The organism is Novosphingobium sp. HNCC26BN242 (assembly GCF_057180525.1).
On record NZ_JBXUGM010000004.1, the window covers coordinates 1 to 17,052 of the forward strand.

General features: G+C 60.3%; 27 protein-coding genes. 3 read left to right on the top strand and 24 right to left on the bottom strand.

The annotated features are described in order from the left end of the window. Positions 1 to 72: 72 nt before the first annotated feature. From AC2A1F_RS15150 to AC2A1F_RS15220, 15 genes are all read right to left on the bottom strand, one after another. Entirely contained in the window at positions 73 to 447 is a 375-nt protein-coding gene (locus AC2A1F_RS15150) for a hypothetical protein (RefSeq protein ID WP_484209619.1), read from the bottom strand. Between the two features lie 62 nt (positions 448 to 509). Continuing rightward, positions 510 to 1,079: a hypothetical protein gene (locus tag AC2A1F_RS15155; protein WP_484209620.1), complete on the bottom strand. Its 570-nt coding sequence runs from the start codon at positions 1,077 to 1,079 to the stop codon at positions 510 to 512. Further along, positions 1,076 to 1,669 carry a lysozyme gene (locus AC2A1F_RS15160; RefSeq protein ID WP_484209621.1) on the bottom strand — a complete coding sequence of 198 codons (594 nt, stop codon included), beginning with the start codon at positions 1,667 to 1,669 and terminating at the stop codon, positions 1,076 to 1,078. Before AC2A1F_RS15160 ends, AC2A1F_RS15155 begins: the two co-directional genes overlap by 4 nt. Next, complete coding sequence (locus AC2A1F_RS15165; protein ID WP_484209622.1) at positions 1,662 to 1,886, bottom strand: DUF7940 domain-containing protein; 225 nt, start codon at positions 1,884 to 1,886, stop codon at positions 1,662 to 1,664. Before AC2A1F_RS15165 ends, AC2A1F_RS15160 begins: the two co-directional genes overlap by 8 nt. Beyond that, positions 1,883 to 2,113: a hypothetical protein gene (locus AC2A1F_RS15170; RefSeq protein WP_484209623.1), complete on the bottom strand. Its 231-nt coding sequence runs from the start codon at positions 2,111 to 2,113 to the stop codon at positions 1,883 to 1,885. Before AC2A1F_RS15170 ends, AC2A1F_RS15165 begins: the two co-directional genes overlap by 4 nt. 20 nt (positions 2,114 to 2,133) lie before the next feature. Beyond that, positions 2,134 to 2,811 carry a gp53-like domain-containing protein gene (locus tag AC2A1F_RS15175; RefSeq protein ID WP_484209624.1) on the bottom strand — a complete coding sequence of 226 codons (678 nt, stop codon included), beginning with the start codon at positions 2,809 to 2,811 and terminating at the stop codon, positions 2,134 to 2,136. Beyond that, the gene (locus tag AC2A1F_RS15180; protein ID WP_484209625.1) at positions 2,811 to 3,443 is read right to left on the bottom strand and encodes a DUF2612 domain-containing protein; all 633 of its coding nucleotides are present in this window, start codon (positions 3,441 to 3,443) and stop codon (positions 2,811 to 2,813) included. Before AC2A1F_RS15180 ends, AC2A1F_RS15175 begins: the two co-directional genes overlap by 1 nt. Beyond that, entirely contained in the window at positions 3,440 to 4,648 is a 1,209-nt protein-coding gene (locus AC2A1F_RS15185) for a baseplate J/gp47 family protein (protein WP_484209626.1), read from the bottom strand. Before AC2A1F_RS15185 ends, AC2A1F_RS15180 begins: the two co-directional genes overlap by 4 nt. Next, positions 4,645 to 4,983 (bottom strand): contractile injection system sheath initiator, encoded by a 339-nt coding sequence (locus tag AC2A1F_RS15190; protein WP_484209627.1) that lies wholly within the window; start codon positions 4,981 to 4,983, stop codon positions 4,645 to 4,647. Before AC2A1F_RS15190 ends, AC2A1F_RS15185 begins: the two co-directional genes overlap by 4 nt. 11 nt (positions 4,984 to 4,994) lie before the next feature. Beyond that, entirely contained in the window at positions 4,995 to 5,633 is a 639-nt protein-coding gene (locus AC2A1F_RS15195; protein ID WP_484209628.1) for a hypothetical protein, read from the bottom strand. A gap of 29 nt (positions 5,634 to 5,662) precedes the next feature. Then, positions 5,663 to 6,541 carry a baseplate hub protein gene (locus AC2A1F_RS15200; RefSeq protein ID WP_484209629.1) on the bottom strand — a complete coding sequence of 293 codons (879 nt, stop codon included), beginning with the start codon at positions 6,539 to 6,541 and terminating at the stop codon, positions 5,663 to 5,665. Then, positions 6,538 to 6,828 (bottom strand): phage baseplate plug family protein, encoded by a 291-nt coding sequence (locus AC2A1F_RS15205; RefSeq protein WP_484209630.1) that lies wholly within the window; start codon positions 6,826 to 6,828, stop codon positions 6,538 to 6,540. Before AC2A1F_RS15205 ends, AC2A1F_RS15200 begins: the two co-directional genes overlap by 4 nt. After that, on the bottom strand, positions 6,825 to 7,439 hold the full coding sequence (locus tag AC2A1F_RS15210; protein ID WP_484209631.1) for a hypothetical protein: 615 nt from the start codon (positions 7,437 to 7,439) through the stop codon (positions 6,825 to 6,827). The genes AC2A1F_RS15205 and AC2A1F_RS15210 overlap by 4 nt, the downstream gene beginning before the upstream one ends. After that, positions 7,439 to 8,962 (bottom strand): lytic transglycosylase domain-containing protein, encoded by a 1,524-nt coding sequence (locus tag AC2A1F_RS15215; RefSeq protein ID WP_484209632.1) that lies wholly within the window; start codon positions 8,960 to 8,962, stop codon positions 7,439 to 7,441. The genes AC2A1F_RS15210 and AC2A1F_RS15215 overlap by 1 nt, the downstream gene beginning before the upstream one ends. Before the next feature lie 391 nt (positions 8,963 to 9,353). Continuing rightward, positions 9,354 to 9,542, bottom strand: a complete 189-nt coding sequence (locus AC2A1F_RS15220) for a hypothetical protein (RefSeq protein WP_484209633.1) — start codon at positions 9,540 to 9,542, stop codon at positions 9,354 to 9,356. Positions 9,543 to 9,624: 82 nt separating this feature from the next. On the opposite strand from AC2A1F_RS15220, the gene AC2A1F_RS15225 reads away from it, so the two are divergent. From AC2A1F_RS15225 to AC2A1F_RS15235, 3 genes are all read left to right on the top strand, one after another. After that, complete coding sequence (locus tag AC2A1F_RS15225; RefSeq protein ID WP_484209634.1) at positions 9,625 to 9,747, top strand: hypothetical protein; 123 nt, start codon at positions 9,625 to 9,627, stop codon at positions 9,745 to 9,747. A 233-nt stretch (positions 9,748 to 9,980) separates the two neighbouring features. Beyond that, complete coding sequence (locus AC2A1F_RS15230) at positions 9,981 to 10,559, top strand: hypothetical protein (protein WP_484209635.1); 579 nt, start codon at positions 9,981 to 9,983, stop codon at positions 10,557 to 10,559. Then, the gene (locus AC2A1F_RS15235) at positions 10,556 to 11,023 is read left to right on the top strand and encodes a hypothetical protein (protein WP_484209636.1); all 468 of its coding nucleotides are present in this window, start codon (positions 10,556 to 10,558) and stop codon (positions 11,021 to 11,023) included. Before AC2A1F_RS15230 ends, AC2A1F_RS15235 begins: the two co-directional genes overlap by 4 nt. A 261-nt stretch (positions 11,024 to 11,284) precedes the next feature. Here AC2A1F_RS15235 and AC2A1F_RS15240 read toward each other — a convergent pair whose 3' ends face one another. From AC2A1F_RS15240 to AC2A1F_RS15280, 9 genes are read right to left on the bottom strand one after another with little or no spacing between them, the layout of a single operon-like run. Further along, positions 11,285 to 11,818 (bottom strand): hypothetical protein, encoded by a 534-nt coding sequence (locus tag AC2A1F_RS15240; RefSeq protein WP_484209637.1) that lies wholly within the window; start codon positions 11,816 to 11,818, stop codon positions 11,285 to 11,287. A 7-nt stretch (positions 11,819 to 11,825) separates the two neighbouring features. Next, entirely contained in the window at positions 11,826 to 12,272 is a 447-nt protein-coding gene (locus tag AC2A1F_RS15245) for a phage tail fiber protein (RefSeq protein WP_484209638.1), read from the bottom strand. Between the two features lie 12 nt (positions 12,273 to 12,284). Next, entirely contained in the window at positions 12,285 to 13,775 is a 1,491-nt protein-coding gene (locus tag AC2A1F_RS15250; RefSeq protein ID WP_484209639.1) for a DUF3383 domain-containing protein, read from the bottom strand. Then, positions 13,772 to 14,296 carry a phage neck terminator protein gene (locus AC2A1F_RS15255; RefSeq protein ID WP_484209640.1) on the bottom strand — a complete coding sequence of 175 codons (525 nt, stop codon included), beginning with the start codon at positions 14,294 to 14,296 and terminating at the stop codon, positions 13,772 to 13,774. The genes AC2A1F_RS15250 and AC2A1F_RS15255 overlap by 4 nt, the downstream gene beginning before the upstream one ends. Further along, a complete protein-coding gene (locus tag AC2A1F_RS15260) occupies positions 14,293 to 14,700 on the bottom strand; it encodes a hypothetical protein (RefSeq protein WP_484209641.1) in 408 nt (135 codons plus the stop codon). The genes AC2A1F_RS15255 and AC2A1F_RS15260 overlap by 4 nt, the downstream gene beginning before the upstream one ends. Next, entirely contained in the window at positions 14,697 to 15,221 is a 525-nt protein-coding gene (locus tag AC2A1F_RS15265) for a hypothetical protein (RefSeq protein ID WP_484209642.1), read from the bottom strand. The genes AC2A1F_RS15260 and AC2A1F_RS15265 overlap by 4 nt, the downstream gene beginning before the upstream one ends. Next, positions 15,209 to 15,649 carry a DUF4054 domain-containing protein gene (locus AC2A1F_RS15270; protein ID WP_484209643.1) on the bottom strand — a complete coding sequence of 147 codons (441 nt, stop codon included), beginning with the start codon at positions 15,647 to 15,649 and terminating at the stop codon, positions 15,209 to 15,211. The genes AC2A1F_RS15265 and AC2A1F_RS15270 overlap by 13 nt, the downstream gene beginning before the upstream one ends. Positions 15,650 to 15,653: 4 nt before the next feature. Beyond that, the gene (locus AC2A1F_RS15275; protein ID WP_484209644.1) at positions 15,654 to 16,004 is read right to left on the bottom strand and encodes a hypothetical protein; all 351 of its coding nucleotides are present in this window, start codon (positions 16,002 to 16,004) and stop codon (positions 15,654 to 15,656) included. Positions 16,005 to 16,007: 3 nt separating this feature from the next. Then, entirely contained in the window at positions 16,008 to 17,051 is a 1,044-nt protein-coding gene (locus tag AC2A1F_RS15280) for a hypothetical protein (RefSeq protein ID WP_484209645.1), read from the bottom strand. Position 17,052 lies beyond the last annotated feature (1 nt).

Sequence of the window (17,052 nt, forward strand, 5' to 3'; positions counted from 1 at the left end):
ACGCCGCTGCGCCCAGCGTGATCGTCCCGGTGCCCGTGGTGGCCGTTGCCACCTTTACGCGGTTATACAGGCTCATGCCATGCTTGCCGTTTGCGTCATGATAAGCGACGTAATCGCAACCGTTCCGCCCGCTACGATCTGCCCGCCGGTCAAGCCAGAAAGGATGAGCTCCGTGCCGCTCGTGCCTGCGCTGCCCTGATATTCCGCAGCGCCCGCGCTTGTGTGCAGACGAAAGAATGTTGGCGTTCCGGTCGCATCGGCGCTTGCGTCTGCCGTGATCGCGTTGGCCGTTGCCACACCACCAGACGCCGCGCCGAATGCAGGACTGCCCAGCGTTGCTTGTGCAATTAGGGTATTGCCCGAAAGCGATGCATTTGCGTCAGCCGGGGCCGTGCCACTGTAGATGCGCACCGAACCGCCGTTTAGCGCTGCCGAATTGGCGTCCAAGAATGCGTTCCGGCCCGCTGCGATGCCACGCATTGCGGCTGCTGTTGAGTAAGTTCCCATGTTTAGTTCTTTCCATTTGGATTGATTTTGACCTGAGCTTCAACCCACGAAATCAGTTCGTCTAGCTGCGTGGCGCTGACACTGCACTCATATCGTTCGGCCAGCGTCAATTCGGCTGCAGATAGTCCTTCCGCACCGGGCGTTGCATCAGCACCGAAGGCGGGCGCGGGAAGGCTGGGCACTGGCTTACCACCGGCTGCACCCGCAGTTCCGGCTCTGGATTGCGAGAGCATGCGCTCATACCTGTGGCGCAGAGCATCAAGGCGAGCATTCGCAGCGGCTTTCCGGTCATCATTGATCCTTTCCTGTTCGGCCTTCACGCGGGCGAGGCGCAGCGCTTCATTGCGGCGCGCGTCTACCATGGCCTGCGCATAGTTGCGCTTCGTGGTGCGGTGGTTGGCGACGTTGGCGGCGTTGAGTGCGGTCATGCGGTCGAGCCGCGCGATCAGCCCGCCGCCGATGATTGGCAGTCCGTGGATCTGGATCAGCAGCAAGGCAACGAAGGCCAGCAAGGCAGCGATGATGCCCCCGGCAACCTTCATGGCCATCGGGGCAAAGAGACGGGCGATCATGCCACACCGCGCAGGCACATGGCCCGTTCGCGCGCGCGCCGGTTGGTCAGGCCCTGAACCGGGCGCAACACGCCGTTCACGCGGGCCTTGTTCCACGGCATGAACGCCTCGCATCCGCCGCGAATGTCACCAGCGTTGAACCGGCGCGCGGCGGTCGATCGGCAAAAGCCTGCCACGCCGATGTTATAGGCCAGCGAAACCGCCGCCGCGCGTTGTGGTGCCAGCCTTTCCGGCCGAAGCCCCGGCGTGCAGTTCATCACGCCTTGGGCGTGGATCACCAGTTCGCGCTCCAGCAGCAAGGCGCACTCGGCTTCGGTATAGACCTGCCCCATCTTCACGCCTTTGGTGATCCCATCACACGCGGTTGGGATTCCTGCGATGTCCAGATAGGCGCGCAAGTATTGCGGCCCGCGCACGTGCTGCACGTTGGCCGTGCCATCTTGCGCGATGGTCACTTTCACATGCCGGCCGCTTTCATCTTCGGGAACGGTTTGCATAACCAGCGCTGCCGCCGCGATGCCGATCACCGATGCCAGCGTGCCCCGCTTCAGCGCGGTGACGGGCTTTGGCCGATTGTCACGATCAACCATTGCTCTTGTCCCTTTGCTTGCTGATGCGCACCGCGATTGGCAGCACGCTGAACAGCGTGATCGTGATGATCGGGCGGACCCACGCGGGCAGGTGATCGATCAGCACCAGCAGTTCGGCACGGTTTTCGATTGCCGCCGTCATCACTGCGCCTGCCACTAGGGCAAGCTGGTTTGACCGCAGCCGCCACCACTGGCGGGCGTCGTCGATAAGGTTCATTTCCGCCGCTCCCTGTCTTCCCGCGCACGTTCGGCCAGAAATTCCACGTTGGCGTCGATGCGCTCAACCTTGGGCACGAGCGTATCCATCTTCACTTCCTGCACAGAAATGCGCCTGTCATGGTCCTGCACGTCTGCCCAGATCACGCCCAAGCCAAAGATCAGGGTGGCGACATTCAGGGCCAGCGCGCCAAAGGAAATCCACTCGGCCCGCGTCACGTTGGTCATGTTTGGTCCTTGGTTCATCATCAATACCCGTGCGCAAGCCAGTCCACGCCATCGAGCGTGTTGTCGCCGCCGGTCACCGTGCCTTGACAGACAAACGTGATGCCGAAGCGGTTGAACGAGACGCGCTGCACCCAGTTGTCGCGGGTGGCCGATGCCGTCGCGTTGATCGGGATGATCGAATAACTGGTGCATGCCGTCGCGAACGGCTCTGGAAACGTGATCGTATATTGGCTGCCTGCCACCAGCGTGGACGAAAGCGTGCCCTCTTTCAGGACGCGATAAGGTGTCGCGCGCACCCAATTCGCTGGGCTGCCACCATCAGGATCGGTGGTGTTGTTGTCGGCAGTCGAAATCCATTCGACACCAGCGGTCACAGTCGAAATCAGCCGCGCGCCCTTGGGGTAACCACCGATGGCCGTTGCAAAATCAGAATTGAAAATCGCGCCACCGCCCGCAGCCATCCACCGCAGCGCCGCCGTGATCTGGTTCAGGATGCCGTTGAAGTCCTTGCCGTTGGGTGGAATGCCGCCGCTGCTTTCGGGCAGGAATGTCTCGGGCGGGAAACCCTCTGTCAGGCTGGCAGGGGCATCAGAACTGGACGGAGCTACCGCATCAGTCGGGATCGAGCGGATATAGCTCCCCCCTGCGCTGGCAGCGAAAGGAATCGGGAAGCGGGTGGGGAGATCGGATTGCTGCATCAGGGTTGTTCCACATCGAAACTGACACCGACCGGCTTTGGCAGGGCACCGGACTGCGAAACGATTGCGTAATCTACTTTGGACAGTGCAGCGCCGAACACATAGGTCATCGTCATGTCGCCGTTGTCGCGCACATAGACGTTGCCGTATTCGGGGAAGAGCGCGCGCAAAATGGCGTTGATCGCGGGCACTGAGCCGTCGGTGATGTTGAGCGCAGCCTTGGCGAGGATCAGGCGACGAAACGCGATATCGCTGAGCTTGAAATTCGGCGTCAATCGCGCCGCGCCCCAGAAGATGCCAGAACCGAACGGCGTGGCATCGCTGCTGTCGCTGAACCCGAGGTAGAGGCTGTCCGACACGAACAGCGCCCGCGTCACACCGACAATGCGGCCCCAGATATCAAGCCCGAAGCCCTGCGCCGTCTCGACGTTCCACACCACGTCATAGAACTGGTTGACCGCCGCTTGCCGGTCCAGCGCGGTGCTGAGCGCTTCCACCAGTGCCACAATAATCGGGCTGTTCGCGTATTGGCTGAGCAGGGTCTGCCGCGCATCGAACGCAACAGCGGTGCCGCCGTCCATGCCACCGGTAAAACCCAGCGGTTCCGAGGAAAAGGCGACAAGCGTGGTCATACCAGTGCGACCGCGATGTCATCGGGATCAATGGTGGGCAGGCTGTCGATATCGACGGCAATTTCGCTGGCCGTCGGCGTTGAAGTCGTGCCGATGGTAATGTTGACCAGTTGCGCCCATGGCCCGAGCGATGTGACCGTGGCCGCGAACCTCAGCGCATAGATTGTTGACCCGATGCGCGCGCGCTGGCCGCCGTCGTCACCATTGAATGCCGCCACAATCGCCGCCCTGATTTGGTCCGCAGCATCGGCCGGCACGATACCGTTGTCGGCAAGGTCGATGGCGAAATAGATCGGGAGCGCAACAGGCCGCGTGAACTTCACCGAATATGTCGGATAGGGCGGCACATAGCCTTCGGTATCGGTGACGGTGACGGTCGTTGATCCGGTGTAAGCGCAACCCGGCGGCTTTTTGGACCAGATCGCCCGCGCAACATCAGCGTTGGTGCCGCCTGCCGCCGCGACATAGATCGAATTGGCCGCGATGGTGACGCCGCCGGTCGTGACCGCCGTATCGGTCGCGTTCTCGGTCACATAAGCATCGATCACGCCATCAACAGCCAGAACAGCCGCGCGCACCGCAGGAAGGATGCCAGACGCATTGCCAGCCACCGATGCGGCTCTGCGCTTCTCGAACTCTGCCGCCGTTTCCTCGTCGCGGCCAATGATGCCGTCGGCAAGGTTGTTGATCGTATCCCAGCCTGGCACGACGCGGTAGATCGTGGAAAGCGAACCAGCAGGGCAGGCAATCGGCCCGGTGTCGATTGCGGCAAAGGTCGTCACCACCGAACCGCCGGAACCAACCGTTGCATCGCCAAGGCTTTGGTAGATCGTGCCATCACTGGCCAGCGCCAGACTGCCCGCCGGAATGAGCGTGCCCGTTGCGCCCGTGCATGTCGCCTGCACCAGCGTGGACGTGGCAGCGATGCGCGTCAGGAAGTAGATGCGCCCGATGGCATCCTGCATCCGGCCCGAGGAAAAGGCAGGGTCCACGAAATTGACGAGCTGCAGCAACAGGTCATTGCTGGCGCCAATGGTCGCGGCCAGACTGGTGACCAACTGCCCCTGTGGTGTCGCATCGGATTCGTTGAGATTGCCCCCGAACGCGGCCTGAAAATCAGCCCACAGGCCAGCCCTGATCTGCTCTTCGGTGGGTACGACAAGGCCAGCGGCGGTGAACTGCGCCGAGGGGACGTTGGTGGTCATAGCGTGGTTGTCCCGGCATTGAACTGGACCTGCCCAGAGACGGAGCGGCCCGAAATGTCAGTCAGGTATGCGGTCGCGAAACGGACACCGGGAACGCGCCGGGCGGCCTGCGAAAGCTGTTCTTTCAGGATTTGCACCGGCACTGGTCGGCCAAGGATCGATGTCAGGTAGGGAATGCCGCGCGCCGTGTCGTAGTAGCATTCGCCCTCGAATACGCGGCACTCCGATGCGACGTCCTGCTCCAACGCATAAGGCTCTGTCGCCACAGCAATGTCGCCGTTGGCGGTGAGCGCCAAATCCCAAGTCTGACGGTCAAGGAGAAGCGTTGCAGCCATGATAATCTAGGCTACGCTATCAGGCCATGCGCCCTCAAAGCCGATAGAATGGAGCCGATGGCAGTGCGCGATTCGGCATCGATTGTCGCGCCACCGGTCGGGTCTGTAATCGCACCGCCTTGCGCGCCCACTACCTTCACCCCGTCCACGCGATATTCGGTGTCCGTGGTGACCGGGCCAGTGATTTCGACCGCATCAGAGACGTCGATTTTGACCGCCGGGGCCGCAATGCTGACATTGTCGTCGGCGTCTATTTCGATGATCGTGGTTGGTGTGGTCTTGGGCAAAAAGCCGCCTAGATAAAGCCCATCGGACCAGTCATAGCGCCGCCCCGACCCCGGCACCGATGCTTTCAAATTGGCCTTCACGCCTGAAATATCGCTGTGACAGAACAGTGCCGCGCCGATATCACCAACGCGCGGTGTGATGCGGATCACGCATGCCCCAGCCCTGATCGCATGAATCGGCAAGCCGTGGATAATGCCGTGGTCGATACCATTGCCCGCGCCGTCCACCTGCTTCACCAGCGGCTGCACATCCACGGTATCGCCTTCAACTGCCACCACTTCGACAAGCGTTGTGGTCGCCAAGCCGTTGACTTCCTGCTGGGCTATGAAGCGCATCAGCGCCTCGTCAGTCTGGCCGTTCAAGATACTGCCTTGGCCGCTTACGCGCTCTGTCATTGCGGACCCCCAGGATAATAGCATTCCACATCGGTGAACCACTGGCCGCCGGGGATGTTGGATTCCAAGCGATGCGCCAACCCCATGACCGTCCATTCGCCATTGGCGGCCGGAACGATACTTTCCATGCTGATGTTTCGACCAAAAGTGATGTTCGGATTGTAGAGTGTGGTGAAGGTGATCCCACCTTGTGTGAACGAAGGATATCCGACGAGGCCGCTGTCTGGAGCGACCCTCACCACCTCTCCGCCGCGCCGCCCGTTCTTCGGCCAGATCGCTATGATCTTGCGGGCCTCATCCACATCGACATTGCAGCCGACATCTTTGCAGAGCGAAATGATCTGGCTCTTGAGGTTGCCGGGTTTGTAAGGGTTCTGCAGCGTTGCAATCACGCCAGCGTTCTCGAAGTCATATCCCATCTGGTCAGCGATGCCTTGCATGGCGATGCCAATATCTACGCCTCCCTTGAAGCTGAGAGGTGGCACGGGCCTGCTGGTCTGCAGAAGGGAGGAATTGGCGCCGACGTTGAATGAAACATCCGGCGCGTTACGGGCATCAACCCACGCCTCCCAGATCGTACCAATGAAGCATGTGCCGACGAACTGTTTGCCGTCGCGCTCTTCGCCAACCTCGATCAAAACGCGATTGTTGACACGCTGCTCGACATAGAACTGCTGCGTGACCGTCAGCCGCTTCATCAGATCCAGCGGCATACCCCAAACCCGAACCTGCGCCTGCGAGAAGGCGATGCCCGCGCGGACAATGTCCACACTGCACCGCAGGCCTTCAAGCGTCACGGTATCGCTGCCCGCCTCGCCGAAGTTGCCTTGGCCAAGCTGGAACTGCAGGTTGATGATGCGCCGCGCGAAGGTCATGCCTGCCAGACAAGCCGGTAACGCGCGCCAAGACCGGTGTAGTGCGGATCGCTGGTGCCCTGATCATCAACGAACGTCAGATCGCCCGGAAAACCGATATGTGCGCCACGCACCAGCCATGTTCGGTCGCGGCCAAGGATGCCAGACAGCACAAGCCGGTCGTTCACGCTGGCATCGAGGTAGAGTCCGGTGCGCTTCTGGTAGACGGCGATGCGGCACGAATTGCCCGCAAGCTGAACCGTAAGCACTTGCGAAGGCACAGCGGACAGAGGGATATCATAGGTCATTGCACCACCGCCGTTTCGGTGTTGGTCGGCTTGGCCTGCACAGAGCCATTGTTGACCGGCTTGGCGCTGGCCGGATCGCGGGTCTGCGTGAACGATGCGGTCGCGTTCTGCCTCACCTCTTGCAGTTGAAGCTCAACTCGCAGCATTCCTCCGCCCTGTTCGCGGCTTCGGTCAATGGATACGCGCGTAACGTTGGCATTGAGATAGACCCATTCCGGCGTGACGATGGAATAGAGTTTGAGGTCGCTGCGAATTTCCTCGACGCTACGAATGAAGGCCTGCCGCTCTATTAACGTCCCGCCCTTGGTCAGAATGACGCGGTTCTGGAACGGCAGTGCAACCTTGTCGTAGCTTTCGAATTTACCCTCTTCGAGAGGATAGTCTGCAATGCGGTATTCGGCATCATACCCGATTGCTTCAATTGAATCGGGGAAAAGGACTTGCGCTCCGTCAGCAGAGTAAACACCCCACTGGTCACGCGCCGCCGCCGTGACCGTGATGCTATCCTGCGTCAGTTGCGGTTCTGTCGCGGTGCCAGGATTAAGCGCACTGCGCGCAACCGCAGGAACGCCGGGAACCTTGGGCACATCGGGAAAGACAGGACCAGCCATCAGGGGTTCACCACGCGGTCTGCATTTACCATCGCCGAACGCCTGTTCAGCGCGCCGTGGATATCGCGGGCGATGCCTTGGGCGTCGGTGGCTTTGGTGTGGATAACCATGCCGTTGATCGTGACTGTCTGGAAGCCGAAGCCGCCTGATTTCTGACCTGCTGATTGTTGCATTCTCATCAGGCCAGCGTTGGGGGTGGACCCTCGAAGCAATGCCATGTTTTTGGCGACATACCCCTTTGTCTCGTCGGGCGCATGCGCAAGCCAGTTGCCGCCGTGTAGCTTGAGCGCCTTATCAAGATTGCCCGGCCCCCAATTATAAGCAGCCCACGCCTTTGCGGGATCGCCGCCATAGCGTTCCATCATCTTATCAAAGTATTCTTTGCCAACACGCACATCATCAGCTTTTGTGCCGTTAGATGGCCGGATACCGAAACCGGGGTCGCGGGAAGTGCCTGGCATGACCTGCATCAGTCCGCGCGCACCCTTGACCGAAACGGCATTCGGGTTCCCAGCGGACTCACTTTGCATGGTGATCGCATGCAGCTTTGAGTTGTCGCCGCCGCCCTTCTTCCACGAATCTGGTATCCATTTGCCGTTTTCAGGGCCAAGATATTCGTAAAGGTTTTCCCATGCATTGCGCTTGCCAGTGAACAAGTCGCTGACGATCCGCTGCCCCCACTCGCTTGCACTTTGGGGGTCTTCAACGCCGCCAGCTGCCATCTTGATCCAATTGGCAATGGTGCGCAGCGCCGGAAGGATGTCCTTGGTGAGGACGGGCACTAAGTCTTCGGAAATAGCAGATTGCAATTCAACAATCGCAGTCTGCAGCTTCTTCTGCTCTTCGGCGGCTTCTTTCAGGCCCTCTGTGTCTGCCTCATATTTGGCAATCAGCTTATCAACGGACGACTTTCCCTGCATCAGAAGGCTTATCGTGGAAGCGGGCAATCCGATCTGCTGCAGCAGGTTTGCGTACAACTGCGGGTCCATGCCGTCTTTCGCACCCGCCAGCTTGGACAGGATGGAACCGGCATCACTATTTCGAAGGTCTCCAGCCGTTATGCCAAGGCGTGCGTATGTGCCGAGTGCCTGAGCATCCGGGCGGCCAGTTACCAAGCCCATCTTGACGTTCTGGATAGCAGAGAGGGAGGTGTCAGCCGCCGCCGCGCCGCCGCTTGGGTCGATTTCCGAGACGGCCTTGCGCCAAGCATAGACCTTCTCGGTGGACATCCCGATAATCTGACCAAAGCGATCAGCAGACGCCGCGCCGGTTGCGATGTCAGACAGGAAGCCGGTGATCGACTTTGCACCAAGGAACGCCATGCCTAGGCCAACGACTTCCCGGCTCAGACCCTTGATCGTTTCCCCAGCTTTGCGGCCCGTCTCTTCAATGCCGTCAAAAAGCTGTTTCTGGTTCTCTTGCAGCTTCTTTGATTCGTCCTCTACGCGCCGCGACCCATCCTCGAACCCCTTGGGGTCCAAGCCGAACGTGATCAAGAATGCGTCTAAAACATGCGTGCCCATGACCGCTCCGAGGTTGTAACCTCAGGGTAGGGCATGGGTTAGATGCGCAGAAACCAATCGAAGGCCCGGCCAAGCGCGGAGCGATCATCAACCGATAGCGGCAAGTCTGTGCTGCAGTATCTACAGACCAAAGCCTCCCGTTGAACCAATTCCGCGCAAGTCGGGCACTTGCGCTTCCTCCCGCGCGCGACCTCTCTCCAGTCGATAGCTTCCTGATCCTTCGGCAGGACGGCAATAACAAGGATGGCGAAAGGTCCGAAAAGTAACCCACCAACAGCCCAGAGAAGTCCACTACGCCCCTTTGATGAAGCGACTGCTTCACACACCAACGCGCAACAAAACCAGAGAAATAGCGTGATCAGGAACATCGACTCCCCCTCGGGTTCGATGGCTACCCCGCCAGCGCTTTCTCGACAAGCCTGCGGATCGCTTCTGGGCGCGTGGGCAGATCGGATTGTGCCGCCCGCCATGCATCAATCATAGCCAGCGCTTCCGGCTGAAAACGGGTGCCAACAAGAGCCCCAGTTTGTTCTGGTCTCTTTTTTGGTGTTTTCACGTTATCACGAGTTGACATGTCCATGATTGCGCGTTAACACGAAAACAGGCCGGAAGGAAGCGGTAACTTCCAACCGGCCCTAACCACCAACGTGAGGCTACACGCTATGGCTAATCCCGCTCCTACATCGAACCGCGCTTCGTTCCAAGCTGCTGTTGCCAGCACTGGCGCCAAGATCATCGCTGACCGCGATCTGGCCGCTTACCTCGCAGCGCGTGAGGCGAAGTGATGCGCACTTTCCAATTCATCCCCGACGATCACAGCGCGGCACGTGATCAGTCTGGCCGATACCTTATGGTTGACCTGAAACGCCGTCCAACAACCGGCAGTGTTTGGGCCAAGACATTCGGCGCATGCCCAGAGATCACAAGCGCAGCCAATGCTGCCCGCAACGGGATGCGCATCTTGGGCGGCGTGGTTGGTGTCTACCGCCCTTCTTACCTTTAACTACAGGAGGTCATTGTGGCCGCTGCACAGAAAATCGAACTTCCCGCCCTCTCGATCCAGACCATCACGTTGATGCTAGTCGGAGACAGCCCGTTGATTGTTCACGCATGGTCGGAGAAGGCCAAGCGCCAGATGCTCGACAAGCAGATGAAAAAGGCCAGCAAGGGCAAGGAGGCGAAAGACCCCGAAGCCGATTATGAAGCCTGTTTCTACCGCACCGAGACAGGCGGCTATGGCTTCCCGGCCATCGGGGTGAAGGCTGCAATGGTTTCCGCGGCTCGATACGTCGATGCCAAGATGACGGTCCTGCGCGGTGCCTTCCACATCGACACCGAGATGTTGCCGGTGATCGGTGAACCGCGACCGCGCGAAGATATGGTGCGCGTCGGTATGGGCACAGCAGATATTCGCTACCGCCCTGAATTTCCGACATGGCGCATCCCTGTACCGATCAAATTCAACACATCCGCCATCAGTGCAGAGCAGATCGCCAACTTGCTGAATGTCGCAGGGTTTGGCGTCGGGATCGGTGAATGGCGGCCGGAACGCAACGGACTTTATGGTCGGTTCCATGTCGGGAGCGAAGGTGAATGATTTACAAATGGAAACAGGGTGCGCGGTTGCCCGTCTCGGTCGATGCCCAGAAGGCTGGCGAAGAACTGGAGCGCATCCGCACCAAGCACAATGGCAGGCTTGAGCCGGAGTGGGTCGTCCACAACGCCAAGTCGGCCCGCAATCCGCTGCATGATCTGTTTGAGTGGGACGACAACGTAGCGGCACAGAATTACCGCGTCGAACAGGCCCGGCAGGTTATTCGGTCTGTCGAAGTCGTGGTTGAAGAAGCGCCCGATATGAAGCCGATGCGGGCGTTTGTTTCGGTGGTGCAGGAACGCGACCGGTCCTATACCAGCGTGCAACATGCGATGTCCGACGAGGATCTGCGCAGGCAGGTTGTCACCCAAGCATTCGCGGAACTGGAGGCATGGCGGAAGCGCTATGCAGAGCTGATCGAACTGGCGGATGTTTTTGCTGCGATCGATCAGGCTCGGGCCGCCTGAGGGTCCGAAACATGGCAGGCGAGGCTGGGCACGGCTAGGCTTGGTAAGGCGTGGCAAGGCAGGCAAGGTGTGGTTTGGCTAGGTACGGCGAGGCGGGCCTAGGCTCCGCTTGGCAGGCTAATCCGGTAGGGGCGATCCGAAAGGGTCGCCCCTATTCCTTTGTCGCCGCCTCATGCGCGCGCCGCTCGTTTTCAGCGTCCACACTCATGACTTCTAGCAGATCGTAAACGTCCTCAACCGAATAGACGGACTGCAGCTCGATCAGGCTGGCTCGGCCTGCTCCGATGACGGCACCACAGGTTCGGGGGACATTGATGAACTCTGCCGGCGTGAATTTAGTGTCGCCGCCATAGTCTGCAGCGCGGCGGCCAGAGAAAAACCCAAGTGCAGGCCGACTGCTTCCTCCCGCAACTTCAGAAGGGTGGCGACTTCCTCGATATCGCCGTCGTTGAACGCATCAGGCTGCATCAGCCCACGTGTGACAGGACGGCCCGACATGGGGTCCGTCTTCGTCACATCGGGAACGAAATGAACGCACCCGAGCATTTCTTCCAGCAACGGCTCCGCTTCCTCATAAGGCAGCTTGCGCAGCGCATTGAGGCCGACCAGCACAAGGCCCAGAGAGCCTGCTGAGAGCGCATCGTCGGGCACTTCTGCGCCAGCCCGCGACAGAGCTAGTAGCGCCCGCGTTGCCCAGCGTTCAGCGCTGTACGCCGACATTTCCACGATCAGGAACGACTTGCCTTTGTCGCGGCCCTCCGCCTCGATTGTGACTGTCTTAAATTTGCGCGCCATCTAGACCTCAGAGAAGATAGGGGACTGGAGTGACCGACTGCCATTCCAGCGTGAACCGGCGCGGTTGCAGCGTCTTGCGGGCAGCTGGGAACGGCGAATAGGTGCGCAGGAATCCGCGCTGCATGATGTACTGCCGGTTCGTCGCGGGCAGGATGATGGAGCCGAACGCAATCAGCTTTTCCTTGTTGTTGCGTTCGTAATTCGACCAAGCCTCGAAGATGTCGTTCGAGACGCTGTCCGCCTGCAGGGTGATGTTCTGGCGTACCGGCGCGGGCACGAAGCCCGCGCTGAGACGGCCATCAATGCCCATGCTGGTTTCGGTCAGATCAATCGAATCCATGTCGGTGATGTCGTCAGAACTGAAGCCCTGAATGCGCACGGCAGCAGGGTACAGGCTTTCGACACCGATAAGCAGGATCGCGTTGGCGGCAGTCAAAGTGCGGTTGTTGGCCATGTCCCGATCCCCTTACTGGACGTTCACAGAGGTGAGGCTGATTTGCTGCACAGACTGGCCATCAAGGTAAAATACCTTGATCGGCGGCGAACCACGTGCGGTGCGCACCTGAGCCGATGCAACACCGACCTGCACGAACCAACCCTGCTGTTCCAAAGCCTGCGCGATATCGCCACCGGCTGCTGCGTTGACCTCGGCAATCTGCTGAGCGGACAGAGCCACGCCAGCCCGGATCGCACCGAACGACAGCGCCTGATCGATTACGCCGCGAAGGCTGGCTTCGATCAAAGCGTAGCCCTCGGCATTATACGGCACCGAACCGACGCCGGTCAGCAGGTTCATGAGCGCGAGCTGGAATGCGTTGTTCATCCATGCCTGGCAGATGAACGAATCGATCCAATCGAAATCGCCGCTGCACTGGCCGGGGTAGAGGAACACGAACTGGTCATTGGCCGTGGCGAACCTGCCGACGTAGTTGTAACCATTCGCCTGCAGGTTGTTCGCGATGGTGGCGTTCGAAACACCGGGCGTGACGGCACCGGTGCGGAATGCCAACGTGGCGCGGCCATTCTCGGCGTTGAAGTCAATCGACGCAATCGCGCCCATCAGGAACGCTGCAACGCTGGCACCATTGTTCGGATCATAGATCGGCGCAACGCTGCCAAGGCCATCATCGCGCACCTTCGAGCCGAACGACGTGGTATCGCCGTTGACCGTGGCCGCGCTGTCATCATCCCAGCCCACATAGAGATAGCGGCTGTTCTGCGCATCGACCCATGCCGCGAACGCCAGCTTGTCGGCATCGGTGGGTTCGAACGTGGTGGAGAACGACACAAAGTCCTGCGTCAGGGCAATGACCGCCGCCATTGCAACGCCGGGGACATAGGCATCAGCACCCTGCGACGTGATCGCGCCGGTTGCCGTGGTCAGCTTAAGCCCGGCGGCCAGCGTGCCGGTTGCCACGGTGATTGTGGAGGCTGCACCAGCGGTGGAGTTGGTGAACAGGAAGCCGCCCGAAATGCTGTCATAGCTGACGACGAAGCCGGGGGTGGTGAAGGCCGCCGCAATGATCGTGGCGGCGTTGCTGAACGAGGTGGCGGCGCTGAGGTTGATTGACGAGCTGGTCTTGGCCGAACCGTTGACCGTGATCGTCAGTGTGCCGGTAAGCGCCTGCAACTGCGTCAGGGTGAGGCTGGCGACACTGCCACCGCGCAGATAGGACGCAGCATCAGCGGTCGCGTATCGGCTGATCAGCAGGTTTGCGGGCTTGATCAGCGAGCCGTCGTAACCAGCGAAATACGTGGCCGCCAGTGTCGCTTCCGTGCTGAGCGGCCCGAAATAGGCGGCAACATCGGCGGCGGTGGCAAACGACAGCACAGAGCCGACAGGGGCCTGCGCAGAATCGGTGAGGAAAAGGCCGACAAGATCAAGGCCCGAACCACCGGCATCGATAACGGCGGGTTGAACGCTGACAATCGCCGACGCGGGAATGCTGGATATCATGAAGAAACCTCCGACAACTCTGTAATCAGCGTATCAGCAAAGCCCTGCGGCACGGTCACGGCGAAGTGGCCATGCAACGCGGCGCGGATTGTCCAGCGCTGAATCCACTGCTGTTCGCCCGCGACAAGGGGCATTTGAAACGGGTCTTCGGCATAGAGCGGATTAAGCCCGGTGCCGGTGAATGCTTCGGTGCCATAGCTGTCGCGCAGCAACGTCGTGATCACCGTGGCATTATTTGCGGACACAGGGCCGTAGACGTCGATCTGGAGATGCAGCGCCATGGACCGCGCAATTTCGTCCGTGCCAAGGGCTGGGGCGGGCGAGGTCGGTGGTGTCAGCGCATGCACGGTCTGGGCCATCTGTTCGAAGCGCACCGGGGTCATGACGACGAAATCACCACGCTGCGGCATCGGCACACGATTGGTCTGCCCCTGCACAATTTCAGTCTGGGCAGGCAGAATGCTGACAAGGAAAGCCCGCAACGCCGTGAAGGCATCGGTCAGGGTGAGAGAGGGCGTCATGCCATCTGCCTTGTGATTGCGGCGCGGCACCAGCCAGAACCGGGCCAGCCTTCAAGCAAAGCCACCACCAGCCATTTTGAGCCGCGCAGATCGGCCGGAATACTGGGCGAATTAGCAAACTCGAACATATCGCCGCCGCTGCCCGTGGTGCGATCGGCGCTGTTCAACTGGCGATCAATGAACACACCGGCCTGCCCGTTCGTGATGTTGAGCTTGTCGAGGTGCTGCAACTCCTTTTGCGTCAATGCCTGCACCTGAAGCGTGACCGTCTCCGGCGCGGCATAGGACGGCACCTGAAGCCCCGCCGTGTTCGTGGTGTAGCCAGTGCTGACCAGCAGCGTGGCGGGCACGTTGGGGTTGACGCCGGACGTCAGCCGGTTGGCCATGGAGCGGAGGCGGATCATTTTACCTCCCTATCCACCGAAGCCAGCATGTTCCCCGACCAACTCAATGGCTTGCCCGCCGGAGCCGTCGCGCCCGCTGCAACATCGGCACGGGCCTGCTGCACGTCAGAGAAGTCCATGCCATCGCCCATCGGGAATCGCTGCTTCAACAGGTTTGTAACAGGGCTGTTCGGCGGGGAATCGGTCTCGACAATCGCCTGTCGCAATTGCCCTGCGATACCGTCGCCCATCATGCCCAGCGCTGCGTCTGCGTCATAATCCACGGCTGTCAGCACGGTGGCGAACTTGTCGCCCCATCCCGGTGACTGCTTGGCGATCATCTGCGAAAAGAACGGACGGGCCGGAATGCCAGCAGCGGGCGCACCGAAATTGTTGAGCGCTGCCACGGTCGCAACCTTGGTGCCATCGGGATAGGTGGCATTTTCGAGAAAGCCGACGCGCACTTCAGAACCCTTGCGAACCTTGTCGCGGATTTGCCTCAGCGCTTGTTCCAGCCTCTCGCCGCCCTTTACCTCTGCCACAGCGAACGCCCTCGCGGTTCGAAGTTGTAGGCCGGAGCAGCGACATAGCGCGCGGATCGGTAGGGCTTGGTCGCCTGCCAGAACGACAGACCGTAAGCAGTCTGCTGGAACCAGACGGCAGTGCCAGGCATCAGGCCGGTATCGGTCGAAACCGAAACCGCCCCCTCTGATGCCGACGACACACGCCCCACCAGCCCGGAAGGTTTGCCGCCCGGTTCCAGAGCCCCCGCCAACACCGCGATGTGGGCGACGAGCATGTTGAGCAGAACGAGCCGCACAGCCGCGTCCTGCACAATCGAAGCGTCGGTATTGTCGAGATAAAGCCCAGCTTCGGCAAAGAAGAGGGCGGCCCGCTCTTCGCTGACCGCCCCTGTGAACTCTGGATACCTCGCAATCCACGCGGCGTAGTTGAACACCGCTACGGCCATGAGGTTATTCCTTCGCCGCTTCTACGCCGACTTCCTTGTCCGACTTTTGTTCGAGGCCAGACTTCACGGACTTGGCGAGTTCCTTGGCAGCATCAGCGGCCTTGGGGGTGGCTTCGGCGAAGACCGACATGTTCTTGAGCGGGCCGAACTCCGGCGTCACTTCCTTCTGCCAGAGGTCGAACCATTCGGCATCGACACCCGGCGTCAGGCCGTAACCCGCCGTCAGGTAAGCGGACTTGCCGTCGATAGGGTCAATCGCCTTGGCACCCGCAAAGGTGACGGACTTGCCACCAGCTTCGGCGACGAAATCCCAAGGCAGTTTCGAACAGACGGTGACGGTGTTTGCAGCAGCCATATCTTACGCTCCCAACATCTGAACAATAGCCATGGGATAGCGGATGGTCGTGCCAGCAGTGCCCGCCGACTGCTTCTGCTTCCAGCCCGATTCCATGGTGATCACAGGATGCATGCGCATCTTTTCCGTGAACTGCGCCATGGTGACGGGCAGCGCGTTAAGCGAACGCAGCTTCATCTGGATCAGGTTGCCCGAGCCGGTGACGAACTGCGGAATGACCACAAAGCGGACGTTCGGGAACGACTGCTGAATGATTTCCTTGACCGTCTTGCCGAAGTCGTTGGTCTTGGCAAGGAACGGCTCAAGCGTGTTCGGAATGCCCACATCAAGCTCGCTGGACATGTTCACCAGCGCGGGCAAGGCGGTCTGCAGCGCGGTATACATTTTCACGAAGTCGTTGTAGATTTCGATCACCGTGCCGACAGCCCATGTCAGGCCGCCTGCAGTTTTCGTGGTGGGCGAAATTGCAGCGGGCAGCGCCGGATCGTTCATGCCGCCGTAGCAGCGCAGGCCAGCCACGCCGAAGAACTGGAATTCGTTCTGCGCGCGCGCGATGGTGTTGGCCGACGATTCCGACTGCAGCGAAGCCCAGTCAACGCGCGCCTCGCCATACATGGCCAGTTCGCGTTCGCCCCACTTGGTGTGGGTCTGGAAATAGTGCGACTGGCGCGTAACCCAGTTGGCATTCGCGCTGGAATCGCCGCCCTCGTTGAAGTCGCCATAGGCGGTCACGTGGCCGGTCAGTTCGGTCAGCGGGAACTTGAATTCGGTCGTTGTCCAATCGCCGATCTTCTCTTCGCCGTAGAACTCGGCCGCCACGGTTGGTGCATAGACCACCTTGATGGTGCGAGGATCGACGTAAGTGGTGAACAGCGACGGCACACCAGCGTTTGGCGCGGTGAACAACGCGGGTTGAGCGTCCATGGCAATGGACGTGCCGCCGTTCTTGTTGCGCCAATCGGCAGGGAGATACTCGCGGACACCATCGAGGATGATGCCGTCTTGAGCAAGGCGGGCGCGGTGGTCTGCGAGACGTGCGGTCAGCATA

Coding starts and splice junctions, on each gene's coding strand:
- AC2A1F_RS15185 (WP_484209626.1), bottom strand. CDS start 4,648: ATGACCACCAACGTCCCCTCGGCGCAGTTCACCGCCGCTGGCCTTGTC.
- AC2A1F_RS15205 (WP_484209630.1), bottom strand. CDS start 6,828: ATGACCTATGATATCCCTCTGTCCGCTGTGCCTTCGCAAGTGCTTACG.
- AC2A1F_RS15250 (WP_484209639.1), bottom strand. CDS start 13,775: ATGATATCCAGCATTCCCGCGTCGGCGATTGTCAGCGTTCAACCCGCC.
- AC2A1F_RS15200 (WP_484209629.1), bottom strand. CDS start 6,541: ATGACCTTCGCGCGGCGCATCATCAACCTGCAGTTCCAGCTTGGCCAA.
- AC2A1F_RS15255 (WP_484209640.1), bottom strand. CDS start 14,296: ATGACGCCCTCTCTCACCCTGACCGATGCCTTCACGGCGTTGCGGGCT.
- AC2A1F_RS15210 (WP_484209631.1), bottom strand. CDS start 7,439: ATGGCTGGTCCTGTCTTTCCCGATGTGCCCAAGGTTCCCGGCGTTCCT.
- AC2A1F_RS15260 (WP_484209641.1), bottom strand. CDS start 14,700: ATGATCCGCCTCCGCTCCATGGCCAACCGGCTGACGTCCGGCGTCAAC.
- AC2A1F_RS15215 (WP_484209632.1), bottom strand. CDS start 8,962: ATGGGCACGCATGTTTTAGACGCATTCTTGATCACGTTCGGCTTGGAC.
- AC2A1F_RS15170 (WP_484209623.1), bottom strand. CDS start 2,113: ATGACCAACGTGACGCGGGCCGAGTGGATTTCCTTTGGCGCGCTGGCC.
- AC2A1F_RS15225 (WP_484209634.1), top strand. CDS start 9,625: ATGGCTAATCCCGCTCCTACATCGAACCGCGCTTCGTTCCAAGCTGCT.
- AC2A1F_RS15245 (WP_484209638.1), bottom strand. CDS start 12,272: ATGGCCAACAACCGCACTTTGACTGCCGCCAACGCGATCCTGCTTATC.
- AC2A1F_RS15160 (WP_484209621.1), bottom strand. CDS start 1,669: ATGGTTGATCGTGACAATCGGCCAAAGCCCGTCACCGCGCTGAAGCGG.
- AC2A1F_RS15180 (WP_484209625.1), bottom strand. CDS start 3,443: ATGACCACGCTTGTCGCCTTTTCCTCGGAACCGCTGGGTTTTACCGGT.
- AC2A1F_RS15165 (WP_484209622.1), bottom strand. CDS start 1,886: ATGAACCTTATCGACGACGCCCGCCAGTGGTGGCGGCTGCGGTCAAAC.
- AC2A1F_RS15220 (WP_484209633.1), bottom strand. CDS start 9,542: ATGGACATGTCAACTCGTGATAACGTGAAAACACCAAAAAAGAGACCA.
- AC2A1F_RS15190 (WP_484209627.1), bottom strand. CDS start 4,983: ATGGCTGCAACGCTTCTCCTTGACCGTCAGACTTGGGATTTGGCGCTC.
- AC2A1F_RS15235 (WP_484209636.1), top strand. CDS start 10,556: ATGATTTACAAATGGAAACAGGGTGCGCGGTTGCCCGTCTCGGTCGAT.
- AC2A1F_RS15275 (WP_484209644.1), bottom strand. CDS start 16,004: ATGGCTGCTGCAAACACCGTCACCGTCTGTTCGAAACTGCCTTGGGAT.
- AC2A1F_RS15280 (WP_484209645.1), bottom strand. CDS start 17,051: ATGCTGACCGCACGTCTCGCAGACCACCGCGCCCGCCTTGCTCAAGAC.
- AC2A1F_RS15175 (WP_484209624.1), bottom strand. CDS start 2,811: ATGCAGCAATCCGATCTCCCCACCCGCTTCCCGATTCCTTTCGCTGCC.
- AC2A1F_RS15155 (WP_484209620.1), bottom strand. CDS start 1,079: ATGATCGCCCGTCTCTTTGCCCCGATGGCCATGAAGGTTGCCGGGGGC.
- AC2A1F_RS15240 (WP_484209637.1), bottom strand. CDS start 11,818: ATGGCGCGCAAATTTAAGACAGTCACAATCGAGGCGGAGGGCCGCGAC.
- AC2A1F_RS15270 (WP_484209643.1), bottom strand. CDS start 15,649: ATGGCCGTAGCGGTGTTCAACTACGCCGCGTGGATTGCGAGGTATCCA.